Annotated in this window: 18 protein-coding genes; 15 read left to right on the forward strand and 3 right to left on the reverse strand. The window is 53.8% G+C overall.

The features are described from left to right. Positions 1-420: 420 nt before the first annotated feature. The 6 genes from FD744_RS03280 (at position 421) to FD744_RS03305 (ending at position 7,023) form a co-directional block, all read left to right on the forward strand. A complete protein-coding gene (locus FD744_RS03280; protein WP_034823583.1) occupies positions 421-1,755 on the forward strand; it encodes an MFS transporter in 1,335 nt (444 codons plus the stop codon). A 1-nt stretch (position 1,756) separates the two neighbouring features. Beyond that, positions 1,757-3,502 (forward strand): dihydroxyacetone kinase family protein, encoded by a 1,746-nt coding sequence (locus FD744_RS03285; RefSeq protein ID WP_160867303.1) that lies wholly within the window; start codon positions 1,757-1,759, stop codon positions 3,500-3,502. Positions 3,503-3,504: 2 nt separating this feature from the next. Next, positions 3,505-4,278 (forward strand): triose-phosphate isomerase family protein, encoded by a 774-nt coding sequence (locus FD744_RS03290; protein ID WP_160867304.1) that lies wholly within the window; start codon positions 3,505-3,507, stop codon positions 4,276-4,278. Further along, the gene (locus FD744_RS03295; RefSeq protein ID WP_160867305.1) at positions 4,278-5,096 is read left to right on the forward strand and encodes a sugar phosphate isomerase/epimerase; all 819 of its coding nucleotides are present in this window, start codon (positions 4,278-4,280) and stop codon (positions 5,094-5,096) included. Before FD744_RS03290 ends, FD744_RS03295 begins: the two co-directional genes overlap by 1 nt. Beyond that, entirely contained in the window at positions 5,093-5,950 is an 858-nt protein-coding gene (locus FD744_RS03300) for a phosphogluconate dehydrogenase C-terminal domain-containing protein (RefSeq protein ID WP_034823572.1), read from the forward strand. Before FD744_RS03295 ends, FD744_RS03300 begins: the two co-directional genes overlap by 4 nt. 107 nt (positions 5,951-6,057) lie before the next feature. Beyond that, positions 6,058-7,023: a sugar-binding transcriptional regulator gene (locus FD744_RS03305; protein ID WP_160867306.1), complete on the forward strand. Its 966-nt coding sequence runs from the start codon at positions 6,058-6,060 to the stop codon at positions 7,021-7,023. 150 nt (positions 7,024-7,173) lie between these two features. On the opposite strand, the gene FD744_RS03310 is transcribed toward FD744_RS03305, so the two are convergent. Beyond that, entirely contained in the window at positions 7,174-7,950 is a 777-nt protein-coding gene (locus FD744_RS03310; RefSeq protein WP_160867307.1) for a type IV toxin-antitoxin system AbiEi family antitoxin domain-containing protein, read from the reverse strand. A gap of 272 nt (positions 7,951-8,222) precedes the next feature. On the opposite strand from FD744_RS03310, the gene FD744_RS03315 reads away from it, so the two are divergent. Genes FD744_RS03315 through FD744_RS03335 form a run of 5 tightly spaced genes read left to right on the forward strand, consistent with a single transcriptional unit; the run spans position 8,223 to position 13,291 of the window. Then, positions 8,223-9,326, forward strand: a complete 1,104-nt coding sequence (locus FD744_RS03315) for an ABC transporter ATP-binding protein (RefSeq protein ID WP_160867308.1) — start codon at positions 8,223-8,225, stop codon at positions 9,324-9,326. Between the two features lie 26 nt (positions 9,327-9,352). Continuing rightward, the gene (locus tag FD744_RS03320) at positions 9,353-10,630 is read left to right on the forward strand and encodes an ABC transporter substrate-binding protein (protein ID WP_034823562.1); all 1,278 of its coding nucleotides are present in this window, start codon (positions 9,353-9,355) and stop codon (positions 10,628-10,630) included. 10 nt (positions 10,631-10,640) lie between these two features. Next, positions 10,641-11,552, forward strand: a complete 912-nt coding sequence (locus FD744_RS03325) for a carbohydrate ABC transporter permease (RefSeq protein WP_160867309.1) — start codon at positions 10,641-10,643, stop codon at positions 11,550-11,552. Then, positions 11,549-12,367: a carbohydrate ABC transporter permease gene (locus FD744_RS03330; protein WP_202403385.1), complete on the forward strand. Its 819-nt coding sequence runs from the start codon at positions 11,549-11,551 to the stop codon at positions 12,365-12,367. The genes FD744_RS03325 and FD744_RS03330 overlap by 4 nt, the downstream gene beginning before the upstream one ends. Positions 12,368-12,379: 12 nt before the next feature. Continuing rightward, positions 12,380-13,291, forward strand: coding sequence for a metallophosphoesterase (locus FD744_RS03335; protein ID WP_160867310.1), 912 nt, complete (start codon positions 12,380-12,382; stop codon positions 13,289-13,291). Positions 13,292-13,326: 35 nt separating this feature from the next. Here FD744_RS03335 and FD744_RS03340 read toward each other — a convergent pair whose 3' ends face one another. Beyond that, on the reverse strand, positions 13,327-14,073 hold the full coding sequence (locus FD744_RS03340; RefSeq protein ID WP_160867311.1) for an HPP family protein: 747 nt from the start codon (positions 14,071-14,073) through the stop codon (positions 13,327-13,329). A 190-nt stretch (positions 14,074-14,263) separates the two neighbouring features. Here FD744_RS03340 and rluF point away from each other — a divergent pair, with 190 nt between their 5' ends. Both rluF and FD744_RS03350 read left to right on the forward strand, forming a co-directional pair. Continuing rightward, on the forward strand, positions 14,264-15,145 hold the full coding sequence (gene rluF, locus FD744_RS03345) for a 23S rRNA pseudouridine(2604) synthase RluF (protein WP_034823556.1): 882 nt from the start codon (positions 14,264-14,266) through the stop codon (positions 15,143-15,145). A gap of 110 nt (positions 15,146-15,255) precedes the next feature. After that, positions 15,256-15,405: a hypothetical protein gene (locus FD744_RS03350; RefSeq protein ID WP_160832916.1), complete on the forward strand. Its 150-nt coding sequence runs from the start codon at positions 15,256-15,258 to the stop codon at positions 15,403-15,405. A gap of 47 nt (positions 15,406-15,452) precedes the next feature. Here the strand turns inward: FD744_RS03350 and FD744_RS03355 are convergent, their stop codons facing one another. Then, a complete protein-coding gene (locus FD744_RS03355) occupies positions 15,453-16,490 on the reverse strand; it encodes an NADP-dependent oxidoreductase (protein WP_160867312.1) in 1,038 nt (345 codons plus the stop codon). Between the two features lie 223 nt (positions 16,491-16,713). On the opposite strand from FD744_RS03355, the gene FD744_RS03360 reads away from it, so the two are divergent. Both FD744_RS03360 and FD744_RS03365 read left to right on the forward strand, forming a co-directional pair. Next, positions 16,714-18,069, forward strand: a complete 1,356-nt coding sequence (locus tag FD744_RS03360; protein WP_160867313.1) for an MFS transporter — start codon at positions 16,714-16,716, stop codon at positions 18,067-18,069. After that, positions 18,047-19,390: an enolase C-terminal domain-like protein gene (locus FD744_RS03365; protein WP_160867314.1), complete on the forward strand. Its 1,344-nt coding sequence runs from the start codon at positions 18,047-18,049 to the stop codon at positions 19,388-19,390. Before FD744_RS03360 ends, FD744_RS03365 begins: the two co-directional genes overlap by 23 nt. Position 19,391 lies beyond the last annotated feature (1 nt).

Here is a 19,391-nt window from a genome sequence, read left to right on the forward strand (position 1 = left end):
TCTGACGCCTGAACGTTTGTTATGCAGGCGAGGAAGATGTTCATCGATAGCCTGCCACAAATCCAATCATATGTTCAATGGCTGTTCATATGTCTTACGTGCTGATTTAGTGATGCAAAGCGCGAAGGGTGCTGATACCGCGCGGATCGCGCTGCATTTCTGCGTATTTTTCCGATTCAGGGCCAAAATCAAATCTCATGAGCAGGCTCACATTTTCAATCATTGCAGTTGAGAGATGTACATTTATACGTGTAGTGTTCATTTGTTCGCATAACGATACCAATGTACAAGAAGACCCCTTGAGGACTCGAACATGTGTCATTTACACCGTACCTCTCAGTACACCTGCAGCCAGCGCTCATTTCGCGTCTGGTCAACACCAAACAACAGTTTTAACCACGCACGTCACGGAGGTGCGTTATGAGTCAGCAAAACATGACGGCGGTTGAGAAATCCGCTATCAGCAAAATCTCCTGGCGTCTGGTGCCTTTCGTGGCCCTGATGTTCTTTATTAACTTCCTTGACCGCACCGCAATTTCTTTTGCTGGCCCAAATGGCATGACGCAGGACCTCGGTCTGACAGGCGTGCAGTTTGGTCTGGCATCCGGCATCTTCTTTATCGGTTATATCCTGCTGGAAGTGCCGAGCAACCTGGCGTTGCATAAGTTCGGCGCACGTCGCTGGCTGGCACGCATAATGATCAGCTGGGGTATCGTCTCGCTGCTGTTCACCTGGGTGAGCAGTGTCGAAGGCCTGTATACGCTGCGCCTGCTGCTGGGTATTGCTGAAGCTGGCTTCTTCCCGGGTGCGATTCTTTATCTGAGCATGTGGGTACCGGGACGTCATCGCAGCAAAATCCTGTCCTTGTTCTATCTGGCACAGCCGCTGACCGTCGTATTCGGTGCGCCCCTGGCGGCAGGTTTGATTGAGCAACACGGTCTGTTCGGTCTGGATGGCTGGCGCGTGATGTTCCTGGGTGTTTCCATCCCAGCGATTCTGATCGGTATTGTGGCGCTGTTCTGGCTGGTGGATTCACCGCGTCAGGCGAAATGGTTAACCGCAGATGAGAAGACCTGGCTGACCAACGAGCTGGAAGCGGAGCATCAACAGAAGCAGGGCCATAAGAAACATAGCCTGCGCTCCGTCATGGGCAACGGCCGTGTGTGGACGCTGTGCCTGATCTACTTCGGCTTTATCTATGGCCTGTATGCGCTGGCCTTCTTCCTGCCAACCATTATCGGCGGCTTCCAGCAGCAGTTCGGCACTACCTTTAACGTGATGCAGAAGGGATTGATCACCGGCGTGCCGTACCTGATTGCGGCTGTGGTGATGTACTTCTGGTCAAAAGATGCCACCCGTCGTGGTTGCAAAACCTGGCACATCGCGATTCCAGCGCTGGCCGGTGGTATCAGCGTGCCACTGGCGCTGTATATGGATTCACCGTTCACCACCATCATGGTGATCGCGATTACTGCCAGTTCCATCTTTGCTGCCTTGCCTAACTTCTGGACGCTGCCAACGCAGTTCCTGACCGGCGCGTCAGCCGCAGCGGCTATCGCACTTATCAACACCTTAGGAAACGTGGCGGGCTTCTCCGCGGGCTACATCACTGGCGCACTGCACGACGCCACCAACAGCTATGTGTTACCGATGTTCGTGGTCGGTGGCTTCATGCTGCTGTCAGCCGTCCTTATGCTGTTATTGAATCGCCAGCGCCCGCAGTCTCAGCCGACCTCTATCGCACAGGAGCACTAAAATGACGTACCTGTTTAACCAACCTTCAGCCTTTGCTGCTGAACTCATTGAAGGCTTTGTCGCCGCCAACGCCGATAAAGTTCGTCAGGTCACCGGTGGTGTGGTGCGCAGCACGCGCAGCCAACCCAATACGGTTGCGGTGATTGTGGGCGGCGGTTCCGGTCATTATCCGGCCTTCGCCGGGTTGGTTGGACAAGGTCTGGCACACGGCGCAGCCATGGGGAACCTGTTTGCTTCGCCGTCTGCTCAGCAGATCTACAACGTGGCAAGAGCGGCACATAACGGCGCGGGCGTGTTGCTGATGTTCGGAAACTATGCGGGCGATGTACTGCACTTCGGCCAGGCTTGCGAACGTCTGCGTGCCGAAGGTATTGCCTGTGAAATTCTGGCGGTAACCGATGATATTTCCAGCGCCAGTAAAGACGAACGGGCAAAGCGCCGTGGTGTGGCCGGGGATTTGTGTGTGTTTAAAGCGGCGTGTGCAGCAGCGGAAGCGGGCGATGATTTAGCCTCCGTACTTAAGAAGTCGCAGCATGCTAACGATCGTACGCGGACTTTCGGTGTGGCATTTGGCGGATGTACCTTGCCGGGTGCCACGCATCCTTTATTTGAAGTCGAGAAAGGGCGCATGGCGCTCGGTCTGGGCATCCACGGTGAGCCGGGTATCAGTGAGACTGATGTGCCCAGTGCCGATGAGTTGGCCGAGTTGTTTGTTGAACGTCTGCTAGGCGAAGTACCTGCCGACGTCAAACAGATTGAAGGTCATCGCGTGGCGGTGATCCTCAACGGTTTGGGTTCAGTGAAGTATGAAGAGTTATTCGTGGTGTATCGCCGCGTGGCACAACTGCTGGACGCTGCAGGACTTAAAGTGGTTCAGCCCGATGTCGGTGAGTTTGTTACCAGCTTCAACATGGCGGGCGCATCGCTGACGCTGATGTGGTTGGACGATGAGCTGGAGACACTGTGGTGTGCGCCGGCAAATGCACCAGCCTATCGCAAAGGAAGCGTGCTGATCGCGGAACCGCTAAGTGCGGAAGAGCGTGAAGAGAGCACGGAAGAAGCATTGCCGCAGGCTTCAGCTGAGTCACAGCAGAGCGCACAGCGCGTGTTACATATCCTGGAATCAGTGGCAGATTTGTTACAGCGTAACGCGAAAAAATTAGGTGATATCGATGCTGTGGCCGGTGACGGTGACCACGGTATCGGTATGGAACGTGGCGTGCTGGGCGCGGTGGACAAGGCGCGTGAAGTGGCTGCGCGTGGTGCAGGTGCCGGCAGCCTGTTGTGCCGTGCTGCGGATGCCTGGGCCGATAAAGCTGGCGGCACATCGGGTGCACTGTGGGGTGTGGCATTAGCTGCGCTGGGGACGGCCATTGGCGATCAGCAGTCACCCAATGCGCAACGCGTTGCAACCGGCGTACGCGAAGCCAAAGAGGGCATTATGCACTTTGGCAAAGCGAAGGTGGGCGATAAAACCATGGTCGATGTGTTGGTGCCGTTTAGCGACAGCCTTAACGCTGCAGTCGCAGAGGGTGCTTCACTGACCGATGCCTGGTTGGCGGCGGCGCAGGTAGCCGATAAGGCCGCACAAGACACCGCTCAGCTGGTGCCGAAAATGGGTCGTGCGCGTCCGCTAGCCGAAAAAAGTGTCGGTACGCCAGATGCGGGAGCCATTTCACTGGCGATGATCGTCAATACCGTTGGCGATCTGCTAAAAGAACATAAAGCCTCTCAGCAAGGAGCGTAATGATGTCTCAGCCCAAAATCTGGCTCGGCGTCAGCCTGAAAATGTATTTCGGTTACCAGCAGACACTGGACTGGTGCCGCAAAGTCGCCGGATTGGCTCAGTTGCCGGCGGTGAAAAACGGTGATGTCGGGTTGTTTGTACTGCCCGCTTATCCGGCTATTCCCGCTGTGGCTGACATTTTCGCAAAAACACCGGTGCGCTATGGTGGCCAGGATGTTTGCCAGGCTGAGAACGGTGCCTGGACCGGTGAGGTCAGCGCCAGCATGTTGCAGGAGCTCGGTTGCTCACTGGCCGAAATCGGTCACGCTGAACGTCGTCGCCACTTTCATGAAGATAAAGCGCAGATCGCCGCGAAAGTCGCCATGTCACTGCGTCACGGGTTAACGCCGGTATTGTGCATCGGCGAAGAACAGCAGGCTGAGCCGGAGCAGGCCATCGCGCTATGCGAGCTGCAGCTGGAGGAAGCATTGGCCGATGCGGTGCAACAAGGTTTACGCGGCGAAGTGTTCTTTGCCTATGAGCCGCAGTGGGCGATTGGTGCACCACAACCTGCACCGGATAGCTATATCCGCGCAGTGTGTTCGGGCCTGCAACAGTTGAAAACGCCGGAGGGTATCACCTTAAAAATCATTTATGGCGGCAGCGCCGGGCCGGGGCTAATTCAGCGTCTGGGGACTGACGTTCATGGTCTGTTCCTGGGCCGTTTTGCCCACGACCCGAATGCACTGGCGCAAATCATTGAAGAGGCCAGCGTGCTGGCGAAGGAGATCCGTTAATGAGCCGTATCGGACTCAGTACTTATGCCTTTTTCTGGCGCATGTCCAGCAAAGTGCCCAACCCGCTATCGCTGGAGCAGATGCTGCAGCAGACCGCCGAGATGGATGTCTCGGTATTCCAGATTTGTGATTATCCGGCGATTGAAAGTTGGTCAGATGAGCAGTTGCAGGACCTTCGCCAATTGGCCGACAAGCTGGGCATCACGCTGGAGCTGGGCACACGCGGTTTAGGCACTGCGCATCTGCGCCGTTACCTGCATATGGCGAATATTCTCGATGCCCATGTGGTGCGCTCCATGTTCTACACCGCCGATCACCGTCCGTCACTGGATGAAGCGGCAGAGTTGATTGGTGCTGTGCTGCCTGATTTCGCCCGTCAGCAGGTGCGTCTGTGCCTGGAGACGTATGAGCAGGTCAACAGCGGCGCGATGATGTCGGTCATTAACAAGTTTCTTTCGCCGTGGTTATGCGTGTGTCTCGATCCCGCTAACTGCGTAGCAGGACTGGAATTGCCTGAACAGGTGATCGCCAATACGGCGGCGCGCGTCGGCAACCTGCACATTAAAGATTTTGCCTTTACGCGTCGTGATGGCTGGGTCGGCTTTACCTATGCTGGCTGCCTGATGGGCGAAGGCCTGCTGGACTATGACCGGATGATCGCCAGCGTGCGTCCGGCAGAAAGAGAGATTAATCAAATCGTTGAACACTGGTTGCCGTGGCAGGACGATGCCGTGCTGACCTGCGAGCGCGAAGCCGAATGGACGCGCCGCACCGTTGAATTCTTACGTAGTAAACAAGATCAGGAGTTATACCAATGAGCAATGCATTGAAAACCATCACCGTAATTGGCGCAGGCGGCAAAATGGGTATGCGCATTTCTGCTAACTTCCAGAAAAGCGACTACCAGGTGTTTTACGTCGAGAACTCACCGAAGGCGCAGGAGCAAGTGACGGCGCAAGGTCGTGAGTTGTCTGATGCCGCTTCCGTTGTGCCGGTAAGTGACGTGGTGATTCTGGCGGTACCGGATATCGTGCTGGGCAAAGTGTCTGAGGGCGTGGTGCCACAGATGAAGGCCGGTGCAATCCTGCTGACGCTGGACCCGGCTGCGGCTTACGCAAACCTGATCGCGCATCGTGATGGCATCGAATATGCGGTGGCGCACCCTTGCCATCCATCCGTATTCCTCGAGCGCTACACCAAAGAAGAGCACGCGGATGCCTTCGGTGGCATCGCGGCGGTACAGCATGTGGCGGCTTCGTATGAAACCGGCTCAGATGCGCAGAAAGCCGAACTGAGCAAAGTCATTAGCGTGATGTACGGTCCGGTAGAGGAAGTGCATTGGGTAACGGTGACGCAGCTGGCCTATCTGGAGCCAACGCTGGTGGAAACCGTGGCCTGCATGGTGGGTGCTTTTATGAAAGAAGCACTGGATGAGACCGTCAAGCACAGCGGCGTGCCGGAAGAAGCGGCCAAAGCGATGCTGTATGGCCATATTCAGATCGCACTGGCCGTGGCCTTCCGCGCCACCAACCCGTTCTCTGATGCCTGTATGATCGCCATGGAATACGGTCGCGAGAAGATTGTGAAGCCAGACTGGAAGCAGATCTTCGATCAGAAAGAGCTGGATATCGTGATTGCCCGCATGCTGAAAATCGACGCCATTAAACGTTAAGCGTGATGCAACCTGCGACTCGCCTCGCTGCTGTCTGGCGAAGCGAGTCGTATCAATGATATAACTCCCTCCTTAAATCAGGTGTCACGATACAAGACAGGTAACGGATGGAAAAAAACACGCTTTCTCAGGACTCCGAGCTGCTGACAGAAATTGCTGTGGCCTATTATCAGGACGAAATCACCCAGGAGGAGATTGCGCGTAAGTTTGGGATATCCCGCATTAAAGTTGGCCGACTGCTCAAACGTGCGCGTGAAGAGGGCATCGTCGAAATTAATGTGCGCTACCATCCGGTGTTCAGTACGCGCCTTGAACAACAGCTGCAAAGCCGTTTCCCCCAACTACAACGCGCGCTCATTGCACTGGATTCGCCGGACGATGAAGAACAGCGTCGTCAGGTAGCGGCGTTAGTCTCAGCCCATCTGGCACAATCATTAAAAGACAATGCGATTGTCGCTGTCGGGCAAGGGCGCAACGTCGCCGCTGTCGCCGATTACCCCGGCCAGGTGCCGACACGTAACTGCCTGTTTATCAGCGGCATTGGTGGGACTCATCGTCCCGGTGATGCGATTAACGCCGATCATATCAGCCGTCGACTCGCCAAGAAATTTGGCGGTATCAGTGAAACCCTGTATGCCCCCGCCTATGTCGAGAATCGTGCGCTGCGCGATGCCTTTATGCAGAACGGCACCATCAAAGAGACGCTCGACCGCGCACGTAAAGCGGATGTGGCGCTGGTGGGCATCGGTGATATGAATGAAAACAGCTATATGGTGAAACTCGGCTGGTTTACGCCGCATGAGATCATCGATGCGCATGTGAATCAGGGCGTCACCGGGGATGTTGCGGGTTATGACTTCTTCAATGCCCAGGGACAGCATGTGGATACGGTGATGAATGACCGGGTGATTGGTCTTAGCATCGAGGAATTACGTAAAATTCCCTGCGTGATTGCCATTGCCTCCGAGAATACCAAAGCAATGGCACTACTCGGCGCACTGCGTACCGGGGCGATCGACATTGTGGCGACCACGGCGCAAAATATTCGGACGATTTTGAGTATGTCGCAGTAAATCCTATTCCGTGGCTAAGCCATGCTGCATGGCTTAGCTAAGTGGTTATTAGCAATACCTCTTTGAGTTTCGCCAGCGCCTCAGTGTATTTAGATGGCTGCATATTCGATAAATTATGTAATTTCCACCAATAAACACTTTGGCGGTCCATTAATTCGACTCCCTGGGGACGGTAATATTCCATGTTTTATCCAATCTGCCGCCACGTGCTATTTCACGTTTACCCACACCTAAATCATATTCTTCCGGCTTAAGGTATTTGAACCAGGCATGATTATGCTGCTGAGACAGCCATAAAAATAATCGTTTGCTCTTGATGCTGGAGCTGGCACGCAAAAGCGCATCCACTTTTTTGGGTGATAGAGTAGGCAAGCTCTGCATCAGTTGATCTGCATGTTCAAAGCTCATTGCTGTTGGAACCCCGGCCAGGGCCTCAAGAATCGCTTTTTCGGGTGTAGAGTGGAGCAAGGGCGGAAGTGACTCTCGCCAGTGATCTTCACGAAGATAGCGTATTTCCTGCATCAGTGAAGCTGGCCATAACCGGCGGGTGCTGTGCCATGCAAAATGAATGTTGCTGTCAATTTTATTCAGCCATGCAGGCAATGCCGTTTCTGCGTATAGCTCGATGTGGATATGTTTGCTACGTGATTGATAATGTGCGAGTCCTTCCAGATCGAGTGCGCTCAATCCGCCGACATGGACGGGGAAGAGACTCATTCTTTGCAATGAGGTGACAACACCTTTCCAGTTAACCTGCGATGTTTCGCGGACGTACACCCCAGGGGTCAGTGTCAGCAGGGTTTGGCTTTTGACCGCGTTATCAATGAAGTGCGGATTTAAACCCTGTGTCACCAACCAGGGTTTAGTGGCGAGTAGTCCCGCAGGAAGTATCTGTTTCAGCCTTTGACGACTTTCAGCGTTCAACATTGCTTTTGGTTTGCATAATGGTCATATGACGGCAATTATCGCCGTTAATTTCAAATTAAGCAAACCAGATGGAAATTTTGGTTTGTTGTGTTTGAGTTGCACGGCAATTATCGCCGTCCTTTTGACTTTATATAAACTGCACGGCAGGTTTTTTCACTCCCTTATAACAGCAGGGTAGCCTGTTCCAGTCACCCAACCGTCACCCCAGCAACATAAATCCTTCATTTCCCTGAGCTAGCTTACCGCCATTCTGTTTTCAGGACTGCGGATGCATGAGCCACCTTTCGCTACATCACATCACTAAAGCCTGGGGCGACAAAATTGCCCTCAATGACATCACCTTTGATGCCGCAGAAGGGAGCTTTGTTGCGCTGCTTGGGCCATCAGGCTGTGGAAAATCCACACTACTGCGCACCATTGCCGGGCTGGAAACCGCCGACCGCGGCGAGATCCACTTTAAACACGCTGATATCACTCATTTGCCCCCATCGCAGCGCAAACTCTCGATGGTTTTTCAATCCTATGCGCTTTTTCCACATCTGAATGTCCGTGAGAACCTGCTGTTTGGTTTAAAGGCACGCGGTGAAGATAAGCAGACTTTTACGGCCCGACTGGATGACGTCAGCAAGTTGATGGAACTGGATAAGCTGCTTGATCGTCTGCCGTCGCAACTGTCTGGTGGCCAACAGCAACGTGTCGCGCTGGGAAGGGCGGTTATCGCGAATAACAACCTGTGTCTGATGGATGAACCCCTGTCTAACCTTGATGCCAAGCTGCGCCAAAGCATGCGCCGTGAGATTCGTGCCTTACAGAAGAAGCTGGGGCTCACCATGCTGTATGTCACGCACGACCAGACCGAAGCGATGAGCATGGCGGACAGTATTATTCTGCTAAATGACGGCCACATCGAGCAGCAAGGCACACCGAACGATCTCTATAACAACCCCGCCACGGTTTTTGCCGCGCAGTTTATCGGCGCGCCACCCATGAATATCCTGCCGTTGCACAACAAAGAAAACCGTCATTACCTGAGCCACTTACCGGCGCCGGTGGTTGAGCATTGCGATGAGGTGGCATTGAGTCTCGGTTTACGAGCGGAAGATATTCAGCTGATCTCACCTGAACAGGCTGCCTTAAAGGCCAGAGTGATCAGCTACGAATACATGGGTGCTGATACCTTGCTGGTGTGCCAACTCGCGGGTCTGTCCGATGCCATCACCGTGAAAGTGCCCGGCATGCAGCATTTTGTCGAGGACAGCCAGGTCGGCTTGCAGTGGTCAGCAACCCGTCAATATCTGTTTTCCACCTCGACCGGCAAGCGCTGTGTGTCTGCCGAGCAACAGATGTTTGTTTCACAGAAAAAATACGCTGTTTAACCGTTGTTTTCGCCCAAGGGATAATCATGTCTGCGATTCGTTACTCACGTCTGGCCTCTGCTTTACTGCTTTGCACTACGGTTTCCGCTTTTGCCGCTGATCCGGTCAAATTGCAGATGTACTATCCGATCGCGGTCGGTGGCAAAGTCAGCCACACCGTTGACGCGCTGGTGGCTGATTTCGAAAAAGTGCATCCGGAAGTGAGCATTCAGCCGGTTTACACCGGTGACTATGCGACAACCGTCACCAAAGCGCTGACCGCGTTTCGGGGGGGCAATGCTCCGCAGCTGGCGGTCATTGGTGACATTGAGGCTTATTCCCTGATTGATGCGGGCGCGATTGTCGCCGCCAGCGATCTGGCGACCGGTGATGAAGGTAAAAAATGGATCGATGGATTCTATCCAGCGTTCCTGCGTCACATTGATGGCAAAGTGTGGGGCGTGCCATTCCAGCGTTCAACCGTGGTGATGTACTGGAATAAACAGGCCTTTGAGAAAGCTGGCTTGAATGGCGACACACCGCCGGCCAACTGGCAGCAGGTGGTGGAATTCAGTAAAAAACTGACCATCAAAGATGCTAACGGCGTGAGCCAGTGGGGCATCGAGATTCCGTCCACGCCAAACGGCTACTGGAACTTCCAGGGACTCTCTGCCACCAATGGCGGTCGTCTGGATAACGGTAAAGGGACAGCGGTGCATTTCAACACGCCGGGTAACGTTGAGACACTGCAGTGGCTGACTGACCTCGGGCAAAAAGAAGAAGTGTCGCCAAAAGGCGCAATTGCCTGGGGCACCACGCCACAGGACTTTATCAGCGGTAAAACTGCCATGATGGTGACCACCACCGGTAATCTGACCAACGTGCGCGATAACGCCAAATTCCCATTTGGTGTGGCGATGCTGCCAGAGAAAACACAGCGTGGCAGCCCAACCGGCGGCGGTAACCTTTACGTCTTTAAGAATGCCTCACCCGAGCAGCAAAAAGCCGCGATGGAGTTTATCCGCTGGGTGACTTCACCGGAGCAAGCTGCGCGCTGGAGTATCGCGACAGGCTATGTGGCGACATCTCCAGCAGCATGGGACACCACGGTGATGAAAGACTACGTGAAAGAGGTCCCTCAGGCGCTGGTCGCGCGTGAGCAGTTGAAGTATGCGCAGCCAGAACTCTCGACCTACAACAGCGTACAGATTCAGGATGCGTTGAACCATGCTGTCGAAGCGGCGGTGACCCAGGCAAAAACCCCGGCAGAAGCACTTGAAGGTGCGCAGAAGCAAGCGGATCGCCTGTTGAAGTCCTACCAGTAATGGAAGCGCGATGAGCACGATAATTGCCAGTACGGCGCAGCGTCGTCCCGCATTCTGGTCGACGCAGCTTTATGGTTACCTGCTGATTTTGCCAGCACTGAGTTTTCTGCTGCTGTTTACGCATTATCCCGCGGTGGCGACGATCTGGGAGAGTCTGTTCAGCGCTTCCCGTAATAATCATCCGGCCCACTTCGTTGGGCTGGATAATTACATGGCCTTGCTGGATGACGATATCTTCATCCAGTCGCTCTGGAACAACTTGTTGTATGCACTGATCACCATTCCGCTGGCCGTCACGCTGGCTTTGATGATGGCGCTGGCCGTGAATCGACGACTGGCGGCAAATTCGCTGGTCCGCGCGGCGTTTTTTATCCCATCATTGCTCCCCATGATTGCCATCGCTAATTTGTGGCTGTTTTTCTACACTCCGCAGCTGGGGCTGTTGAATAAGTTGCTGGCGCTGTTCTCACTGCCTGCCGTGAACTGGCTCGGTGAGCCGGGCACGTCCCTTTATTGTCTGATGGCGGTTTCTGTCTGGCGTGAAGCGGGCTTCTTTATGATCTTCTATCTTGCTGCCTTGCAGCAGATCGATCCCCGCCTCAATGAAGCGGCAGCGATTGAAGGGGCTTCACGCGGTTACTTTTTCCGTCGCGTGCAATGGCCGCTGTTGATGCCAACGACGCTATTTGTGTTGATCAATGCTTCGATGAACGCCTTCCGCATTGTCGATCAGGTGATTGCTATGACCAACGGGGGCCCCAACAACAGCAGTAGTCTGCTGCTGTTCTATATCTATCGCACCGCATTCAGTTTCTGGGATATGCCTGCTGCTGCGGCCATGACCGTGGTGTTATTGGTGATCCTCGCGGCGATTGCGCTGTTCAAATTTACGTTGCTGGACAAGCGAGCCCATTATCAATGAAGAAGATGAACTCGTTGGGTGGCTGGTGTCTGAACCTGACCATTTGGCTGGCAGCGCTGCTGTGGCTACTGCCGATTCTGGTAGCGGTGTGGGTGGCAATCCATCCGGCATCGGATCAGGCCAGTTTTTCGCTGTTTTCGCCGCTAACCTTTGATAATTTCATCAAGGCCTGGCATGCCGCGCCATTTGCCCGCTACTTCCTCAATACCACCTTGCTGGTGCTGATGATTGTGCTGGTGCAGTTGATTTTAGCGACCATGGCGGCCTATGCGCTGGTGCGTTTCAAAATGAAATTCTCAGGGGTTATTTTCGCGCTGATCCTGCTGCAGTTGATGATTAGTCCGGACGTTTTGATTTTGAACAATTACAAAACCATCGGTGCGTTTGGGCTGCGCGATACCTTAACGGGAATAGCATTGCCGTATTTCGCCTCTGCTTTTGCCATTTTTCTGCTGCGTCAGACGTTTAAAAGCATCCCGCTGGTGCTGGAAGAGGCGGCGATTGTAGAGGGAGCCAGTCGGTTTTATATCTTGCGCAAAATCTACATTCCATTGGCGAAACCGATCTACATCGCTTTTGCCCTGGTCTCGATCAGTTTCCACTGGAATGATTTCCTGTGGCCGCTGGTGATTACCGATTCCGTCAACGTAAGACCGCTTACGGTCGGATTGCAATTGTTCTCGGCGCCAGAGCAGGGCGTACAGTGGGCGCTAATCGGTGCCGCAACTTTGATGACCACCATGCCGCTGCTGGTGCTGTTCCTGATTTTTCAGCGTCAGTTTATTCAGTCGTTCATGCGTGCTGGTATTCGCTAAGGAGTGTTTTTCGTGACTCATCCGCATCCATTGACATCCTTGCAGCGCGAACTCCTCGGCGATGTGGCCGAGCTTTATGCTTTACCTGACTTACGTCCTGCAATGATGGATAACGTGCTGCGTTTCGGTGTGATTGCGGATCCGCAGTATGCCGATGTCGAAGCTGATATCGCCAATAACCTCTACTACCGTCATGCACTTGATAAGTTGCCGCAGGCGATTGAAGCCCTGAATCAGCAGCCGTTGGATTTTGTGGTGACGCTGGGGGATCTGGTTGACCGGGACTGGGCAAGCTATGCCGCCATTCTGCCGCTGTATGACCAGTTGGTGCATCCGCATGCGGTAGTGTTGGGGAATCATGATGCGCAAACCCTTGCTCAGCATCTGAATAATCGTGCGGCACTCCCTAAAAGTTATTACGCGTTTCGTTTAGCGGGGTGGCGGTTCATCGTTTATGACGGTAACGATGTCAGTTTGTACTGCAACGCGCAGAATGGTGACGACTACTACCAGGCGGAGAACCTGCTGGCGGAATTAAAGGCGCAGCGACAACCGCAGGCTCAGCCATGGAACGGTGCCGTCGGTCAGCAGCAGCTGAACTGGATTGAACAGCAATTGATTGAAGCTCAGCAACGGGGGGAAAAAGTGGGGGTGTTTGGTCATTACCCGCTGGCGCCTCACACCACGCATATACTGATGAACGCCAGTGTGCTGGTGGAACTCCTTTCTAGTTACAACATACATTTTTGCTTCTCAGGACATGACCACCGCGGCAACGCTGCATACATCGGTCAAACAGGGTTTTATACCATGAAGGGCATGCTCGATGGTCCAAGCGAAATACCCTTTGCGGTGGTCGAAGTGGATGATAATGGTGTAAGGATTCACGGCTTCGGCGGGGAGATAAGCCGAGGCTTGTGTTAATGCGGTCAGCCGGCGGGGCTCATATCGCCTGCAATTTAACTGGCGCGCTTCAGGGGCTGTGGCGGTAACTGTTGCCGACGACGGGCAATCTCTTCAGCGCGCTGTAACAACTGCTGCAAATCATCCTCGTCAATGTCGAGAAGCTGACCGTTCTCCAGTGCCTGATGCAGATCATCGCGAGTAATTGGCACTTCAAGCGCCACTGAATTCGTTTTAGGTTCGTTAGCAGCCAGCGGATGCGGGTAACGGCGACCCGCAAGATTATTGAAAATGATTGCCAGTACAGCAAGACACACGGAATTTAGCAGCACGGGAGAGAGAATAAACTGATATCCCAATTGCTGAACGCCACTGCCGCCCAGAATCGCTGTCAGCGCCACCGCCCCGCTGGGAGGATGCAAGCAGCGCAGCTGAAACATCACTGCAATGGCGAGACAAGCCGCAATGCCGCAAGCGACTGCGGGATAGGGCACATACATCGCGGTTGTCACGCCTATCACGCCTGCGACCAGATTTCCGCCAACAATCGACCAGGGTTGCGCCAACGGACTATTCGGTAAGCCGAAAAGCAGCACTGCAGACGCCCCCATCGGTGCCACAAACCATAAGTTGACCTCACCAAGCAGCCAATGGCTGGTCAGGCTGGTGATCATCAGGCCGAGGCCCGCACCGATGCTGGCCATCACTCTCTGTTTTTTGGCGACCGGTAACGGATGCGGCCAAAGACGGGCAAGGAAAGTCCGCAGCGATGTTATCCAGCTGGCGCGACGCAGGTGTGTCATGAAGGTCAAACTCTGTCATAAGAAAACGCGATGGATGGCGATTGTCGCTGATCGATTCCTGAGGAACAACCACAATGTTAGTGTGCTGTTACCAAACGGTGATGAGGTTACAAGCTAGAACAATGATGTTTAACCGTGTCTTACACAACGTCTAAGGTTGTTGTATAGTCCGTTTTTTTTCGGAGGAACCATGCTGCCCAACTCATCCACGCGCCTGAACAAATACATTAGCGAGAGCGGAATCTGCTCACGACGTGATGCCGATCGTTACATAGAGCAAGGCAACGTTTTTATTAACGGCAAGCGCGCGACCGTTGGCGCACAGGTCTTTGCCGGGGATGAAGTGAAAGTGAATGGGCAGTTGATCGAGCCGCGCAACGAAGAAGATTTAGTGCTGATTGCGCTCAACAAGCCGGTGGGCATTATTACCACTATGGAAGAGGGTGAACGCGATAACATCGGTGATTTTGTTAACCACAGTAAACGCGTGTTCCCGATCGGCCGTCTGGATAAAGACTCACAGGGTCTGATTTTCCTCACCAACCACGGTGACCTGGTCAATAAGATCCTGCGCGCCGGTAACAACCACGAGAAAGAGTACGTGGTGACCGTAGATAAGCCCATCACCGACGAGTTTATTGCCGGGATGGCGGCGGGTGTGCCGATGCTGGGTACTGTGACCAAAAAATGCAAAGTGAAGAAAGAGTCGACCTTTGTGTTTCGTATCATCCTGGTTCAGGGTCTTAACCGCCAGATTCGCCGAATGACCAAGCATTTTGGCTTCGAAGTCACCAAGCTTGAACGTACGCGTATCATGAATGTCAGTCTGAAAGGCATCCCGCTGGGCGAATGGCGTGATTTTACTGATGACGAATTGATTGAGTTGTTTAACTTGATCGAGGATTCTTCATCCGAAGACAAAAAAACGCAGCAAAGCCAGGCGAAAAAGAAACCGGCAGCAGCGGCGAAAAAAGTCGCATCGAACGGTGCAAAGATTCCAGAGAAAGCTGCGGCCAAACCAGCAGGACGTCAGCGCTTTGCTCAACCTGGTCGTAAAAAGAAAGGGCGTTAAATTTTCCCTGGATTTGCCATGACTGTTTAAACCCGGAACAAATTTTATAATCCTCTCACTATTTGTTCCGGTTTTTTCCCTCCATACTTTTTTTAACAAAGGAGGGAACAATGAACAACGCAACCTGGTTAGATGAAATGCAGCATTTCTATGCCGCGCAGCCGCGTCCGGCGTGGGTTCCACGCATGTTTTGGCTGACCAAAAAACAGCGTAATAAAATTTTGACGGAACTCTTGCTGCCGCAGGCCAAACAGAGATAACGCTGCTATTTAGCCGGTTATTAAATGTTAAGAATAACCGGCCCTTATCACTCTTCTTCAGCCACTTTGACCACGGTTTTACCAAAATTATTACCCTTCAACATATCGAAGAACGCCTGTGGTGCATTTTCTAATCCATCGATCATGTGTTCACGATAGTGAATTTTCTGCTGTTCAACCAACGGCATCATCGCTTGCAGGAATTCTGGATATCGATCACCGTAATCCTGGAAAATAATAAATCCCTGCATACGGATTCGGCGCTTCAATATCCCACTCAGGATTTGTGGCGTACGGTCAGGACCAGCGGGTAGGGTTTTGCCACTGTTATAGGTTGAGACCAGTCCACAAACCGGTACGCGAGCTGCGGTGTTCAACAGCGGGAACACGGCATCAAACACTTTGCCACCAACGTTCTCGAAATAGATATCGATCCCGTCCGGGCAGGCGTTCGCCAACTGTTCAGCAAAATCCTCACGATAGTGATCGAGACAGGCTGAGAACCCGAGTTTTTCAATCGCGTAGCGGCATTTCTCTTCACCACCGGCAACGCCAACCACATGACAGCCTTTGAGCTTACCCAGTTGCCCGACGGTGGCTCCCACCGGGCCCGTCGCGGCGGCGACCACCAGGGTTTCGCCTGCTTTTGGCTGCCCAATGTCCATCAGGCCCATGTAAGCGGTGAAGCCGGGCATCCCCAGAATGCCCAGCGCCCAGGATGGGTGGGGCAGATCGCCGATTTTCGCTACGCCAGTGCCATCCGAGACGGCATAACGTTGCCATCCGCTGCCTGCCAGTACCCAGTCACCGGTTTTATAATCGGGATGCTGCGATTCAACCACCTGTGAAACTGTACCGCCGACCATTGGCTGATCAAGTTGTGCCGGAGGCGCATAGGATTTACTGTCATCCATGCGCCCGCGCATATAAGGATCCAGTGAGAGGTAAACCGTGCGGAGCAGCATTTCACCTGTTTTGATAGAGGGAATAGGTTGTTCAACAAGCCGGAAATTCTCTTTAACCGGATCGCCATCGGGGCGCGATGCCAATAGCCAGGCTTGATTGCTGTCAGGGGATTGCGTCATGTAAACCTCTTTACTCAATGGAATCAGGCAAGTGTAGTTGAAACTATTCTCCAGTGAGCCAGCGCACAAACCCACACAAAACTTTACGCTGGGAAAACCGCTAACGCATTGAACATAAAAGCCCCTTCAACATCTGCACAAACGGTCTCGGGCATTCTCACATAACCGCTCTTTAATCGACTGCGTATACCTATAGCGGTGCAATTAACCCAATAGGTGACGCATGACGGTTCAACAATCTTATGATTTAGCAGCAGATCACGACACGCATATCGCCTCCGCAATCGCTAAGTTTTTCCGTCGCATCATCCCGATGCTGGCGCTGATGCTGATTGTTAACCAGATTGACCGAGCCAACATTGGATTCGTCAAAGCCGAATTACAGACGGATGCGGGGATCAGTGCCGCAGCCTTTGGTCTGGGCGCAGGATTGTTCTTTATTGGTTACGCGCTGTTCGAAGTGCCCAGCAATATGATGCTGAAAAAACTCGGGGCACGCGTGTGGCTGACGCGCATCATGATTACCTGGGGCATCGTGGTGGTGTTAACCGGTTTTGTGAGCACGCCGCTGCATTTCTATGTCCTGCGCTTCTTATTGGGTGTGGCAGAGGCGGGATTTTTCCCTGGTGTCTTATTCTACTTTCGCCAATGGGTGCCGAACGCATGGCGCGGTCGTGCCACCGCGATGGTGCTGAGTGCCACCGCCAGCGCCTTTCTGTTTTCCGGCCCCTTAACCGGCGCCATTCTGATGCTGCATGAGGTGAATGGGCTAGCCGGGTGGAAATGGGTGATGTTCCTGGAAGGGGGCGGATCGATTGTGATTGGTTTGCTGGCCGCGCTAGTGCTGGTCTCTAAACCGCAGGATGCCAAATGGCTTAACCCAGCAGAACAACGTGCGTTGCAAGCACAGTTAGCGTTAGAGGATGCAGCTCGTGACGTACATGCTAAAGAGCACGGCCGCTGGGGTTTATTGCGCGATCGCAGCTTACTGTTCTATTGTCTGATTTTTTTCACCATGACCATGACCGGTTACACCCTGGTCTTCTGGCTGCCGCAAATCATCCAGCGTATTCAGGGTTACAACAGCTTTGAAATAGGTTTGCTGACCGCCGTTCCGTGGTTATGTGCCATTGTTGCCTTGTTCCTGCTGGGTAAAACCACCGACCGCTACCGCGATAAGCTGGATAAAGGGCTGGGTCTTGCGATGCTGATTGCCGCGTGCGGCACCTTTATGGCCACCACCGGCACACCCTGGTTTGGCTTTGTCGCGATGATCGTCGCTTGCATTGGCTCGAAAGTCAGCGCGGCATTCTTCTGGCCAATGCCGCAAAGCGAATTACCTGCTTCAATCGCCGCGCCTGGTATTGCCCTCATCAACTCCATCGGCAACCTCGGCGGGTTCTTTGCACCCACCGTGTTTGGCTATCTTGAACTTCATACCGGCAGCACCACCGGCGGGCTGTATGCGCTGACCAGCGTGTCGGTCATCACCGGTGTCTGGCTGCTGCTGCGACGCAAACCTGTTCCCCCTGCATTCGGTCACACGGAGAGAAACCATGTCCGACACACCAGTCATTAAATCGATGCGTATCGTTCCGGTTGCCGGATACGACAGCATGCTGCTGAACATCGGCGGGGCGCATAACTGCTATTTCACGCGCATTCTGGTGATCCTTACCGATTCAGCAGGCAACAGCGGCGTGGGGGAAACGCCGTGCCACGCTTCAACGTTGCAACTGCTGGAACATTTTCGCCCGCTGATTATCGGTAGCTCACTGATGCGTGCTAACGCCACGTTGAGCCAACTGTTCGCCAGCGACGCGCGGCAGCAACACACCTTGCACACCAATGACATTCATATTCCGCAAATGAATCCAGAGAAGTTTTACAACGCGGCGGCGGCTATTGAGGCTGCGTTGCTCGATTTGCAGGGTAAATTCCTCGATTTACCGGTAGCGGATCTGCTCGCCAGTGGTAAGCAACGAGAGCGTATTCCGGTGTTGGGCTATCTGTTTTATATCGCCGATCGTCAACGCACGAACATGCACTACCGTTCGGGTGATGACGAAGCGGATGGCTGGTTCCGGTTACGTCATCAACCGGCAATGGACAGTGCAGCAGTGGTGCGGCTCGCAGAAGCCGCAGTAGAACAATACGGTTTTCGGGACTTCAAGCTAAAGGGCGGCGTCTTGCATGGCGAGCAGGAAGTCGAAACCGTGGAAGCCTTGCTGTCGCGGTTTCCACAATCTCGCGTCACCGTGGACCCGAATGCCAGTTGGTCGCTGGATGAAGCGATTCGCTTTGGTAAACAACTGGCAGGCAAAGTGCCATACCTGGAAGATCCTTGTGGCGCAGAGCAGGGATATTCCGGGCGCGAGACCCTGGCCGAATTCCGTCGCGCCACTGGCGTGCCGGTGGCCACTAATATGATCGCCAATGACTGGCGGCAGCTGCAGCACGCTCTGCAGCTCAACGCTATCGACATCCCGCTTGCCGATCCCCATTTCTGGACGATGCGCAACGCCAACGTTGTCGCGCAGCTGTGTAACGAATGGGGCCTTACCACCGGTTGCCACTCCAATAATCACTTTGATGTTTCACTGGCGATGGTGGCCCATCTTGGTGCCGCAGCGCCCGGTAATCGTCAAACCGCCTTCGATACGCACTGGATATGGCAGGATGGCCAGCCACTCAGCCACCAGCCACCGCAAATTCGTGATGGTTATCTGGAGCTGCCGCCGGGGCCAGGTTTGGGCATTGAACTGAATATGGAACGCGTCGAGCAGGCGCATGCGCTCTATAACGCACTGCCCGATAAGAACCGCAACGATGCATTGGGCATGCAGTTTTTGATTGATAACTGGCGTTTTGACGCAAAACGTCCGGCTCTGGTTCGCTGAG

This window comes from Pantoea sp. Taur (assembly GCF_009830025.1).
Classification (GTDB): Bacteria; Pseudomonadota; Gammaproteobacteria; order Enterobacterales; family Enterobacteriaceae; genus Pantoea; species Pantoea communis.

Bases quoted from the DNA above. Each gene is read 5' to 3' on its own strand.
- FD744_RS03280 (WP_034823583.1), top strand. From the start codon at position 421: ATGAGTCAGCAAAACATGACGGCGGTTGAGAAATCCGCTATCAGCAAA.
- FD744_RS03285 (WP_160867303.1), top strand. From the start codon at position 1,757: ATGACGTACCTGTTTAACCAACCTTCAGCCTTTGCTGCTGAACTCATT.
- FD744_RS03290 (WP_160867304.1), top strand. From the start codon at position 3,505: ATGTCTCAGCCCAAAATCTGGCTCGGCGTCAGCCTGAAAATGTATTTC.
- FD744_RS03295 (WP_160867305.1), top strand. From the start codon at position 4,278: ATGAGCCGTATCGGACTCAGTACTTATGCCTTTTTCTGGCGCATGTCC.
- FD744_RS03300 (WP_034823572.1), top strand. From the start codon at position 5,093: ATGAGCAATGCATTGAAAACCATCACCGTAATTGGCGCAGGCGGCAAA.
- FD744_RS03305 (WP_160867306.1), top strand. From the start codon at position 6,058: ATGGAAAAAAACACGCTTTCTCAGGACTCCGAGCTGCTGACAGAAATT.
- FD744_RS03310 (WP_160867307.1), bottom strand. From the start codon at position 7,950: ATGTTGAACGCTGAAAGTCGTCAAAGGCTGAAACAGATACTTCCTGCG.
- FD744_RS03315 (WP_160867308.1), top strand. From the start codon at position 8,223: ATGAGCCACCTTTCGCTACATCACATCACTAAAGCCTGGGGCGACAAA.
- FD744_RS03320 (WP_034823562.1), top strand. From the start codon at position 9,353: ATGTCTGCGATTCGTTACTCACGTCTGGCCTCTGCTTTACTGCTTTGC.
- FD744_RS03325 (WP_160867309.1), top strand. From the start codon at position 10,641: ATGAGCACGATAATTGCCAGTACGGCGCAGCGTCGTCCCGCATTCTGG.
- FD744_RS03330 (WP_202403385.1), top strand. From the start codon at position 11,549: ATGAAGAAGATGAACTCGTTGGGTGGCTGGTGTCTGAACCTGACCATT.
- FD744_RS03340 (WP_160867311.1), bottom strand. From the start codon at position 14,073: ATGACACACCTGCGTCGCGCCAGCTGGATAACATCGCTGCGGACTTTC.
- rluF (WP_034823556.1), top strand. From the start codon at position 14,264: ATGCTGCCCAACTCATCCACGCGCCTGAACAAATACATTAGCGAGAGC.
- FD744_RS03350 (WP_160832916.1), top strand. From the start codon at position 15,256: ATGAACAACGCAACCTGGTTAGATGAAATGCAGCATTTCTATGCCGCG.
- FD744_RS03355 (WP_160867312.1), bottom strand. From the start codon at position 16,490: ATGACGCAATCCCCTGACAGCAATCAAGCCTGGCTATTGGCATCGCGC.
- FD744_RS03360 (WP_160867313.1), top strand. From the start codon at position 16,714: ATGACGGTTCAACAATCTTATGATTTAGCAGCAGATCACGACACGCAT.
- FD744_RS03365 (WP_160867314.1), top strand. From the start codon at position 18,047: ATGTCCGACACACCAGTCATTAAATCGATGCGTATCGTTCCGGTTGCC.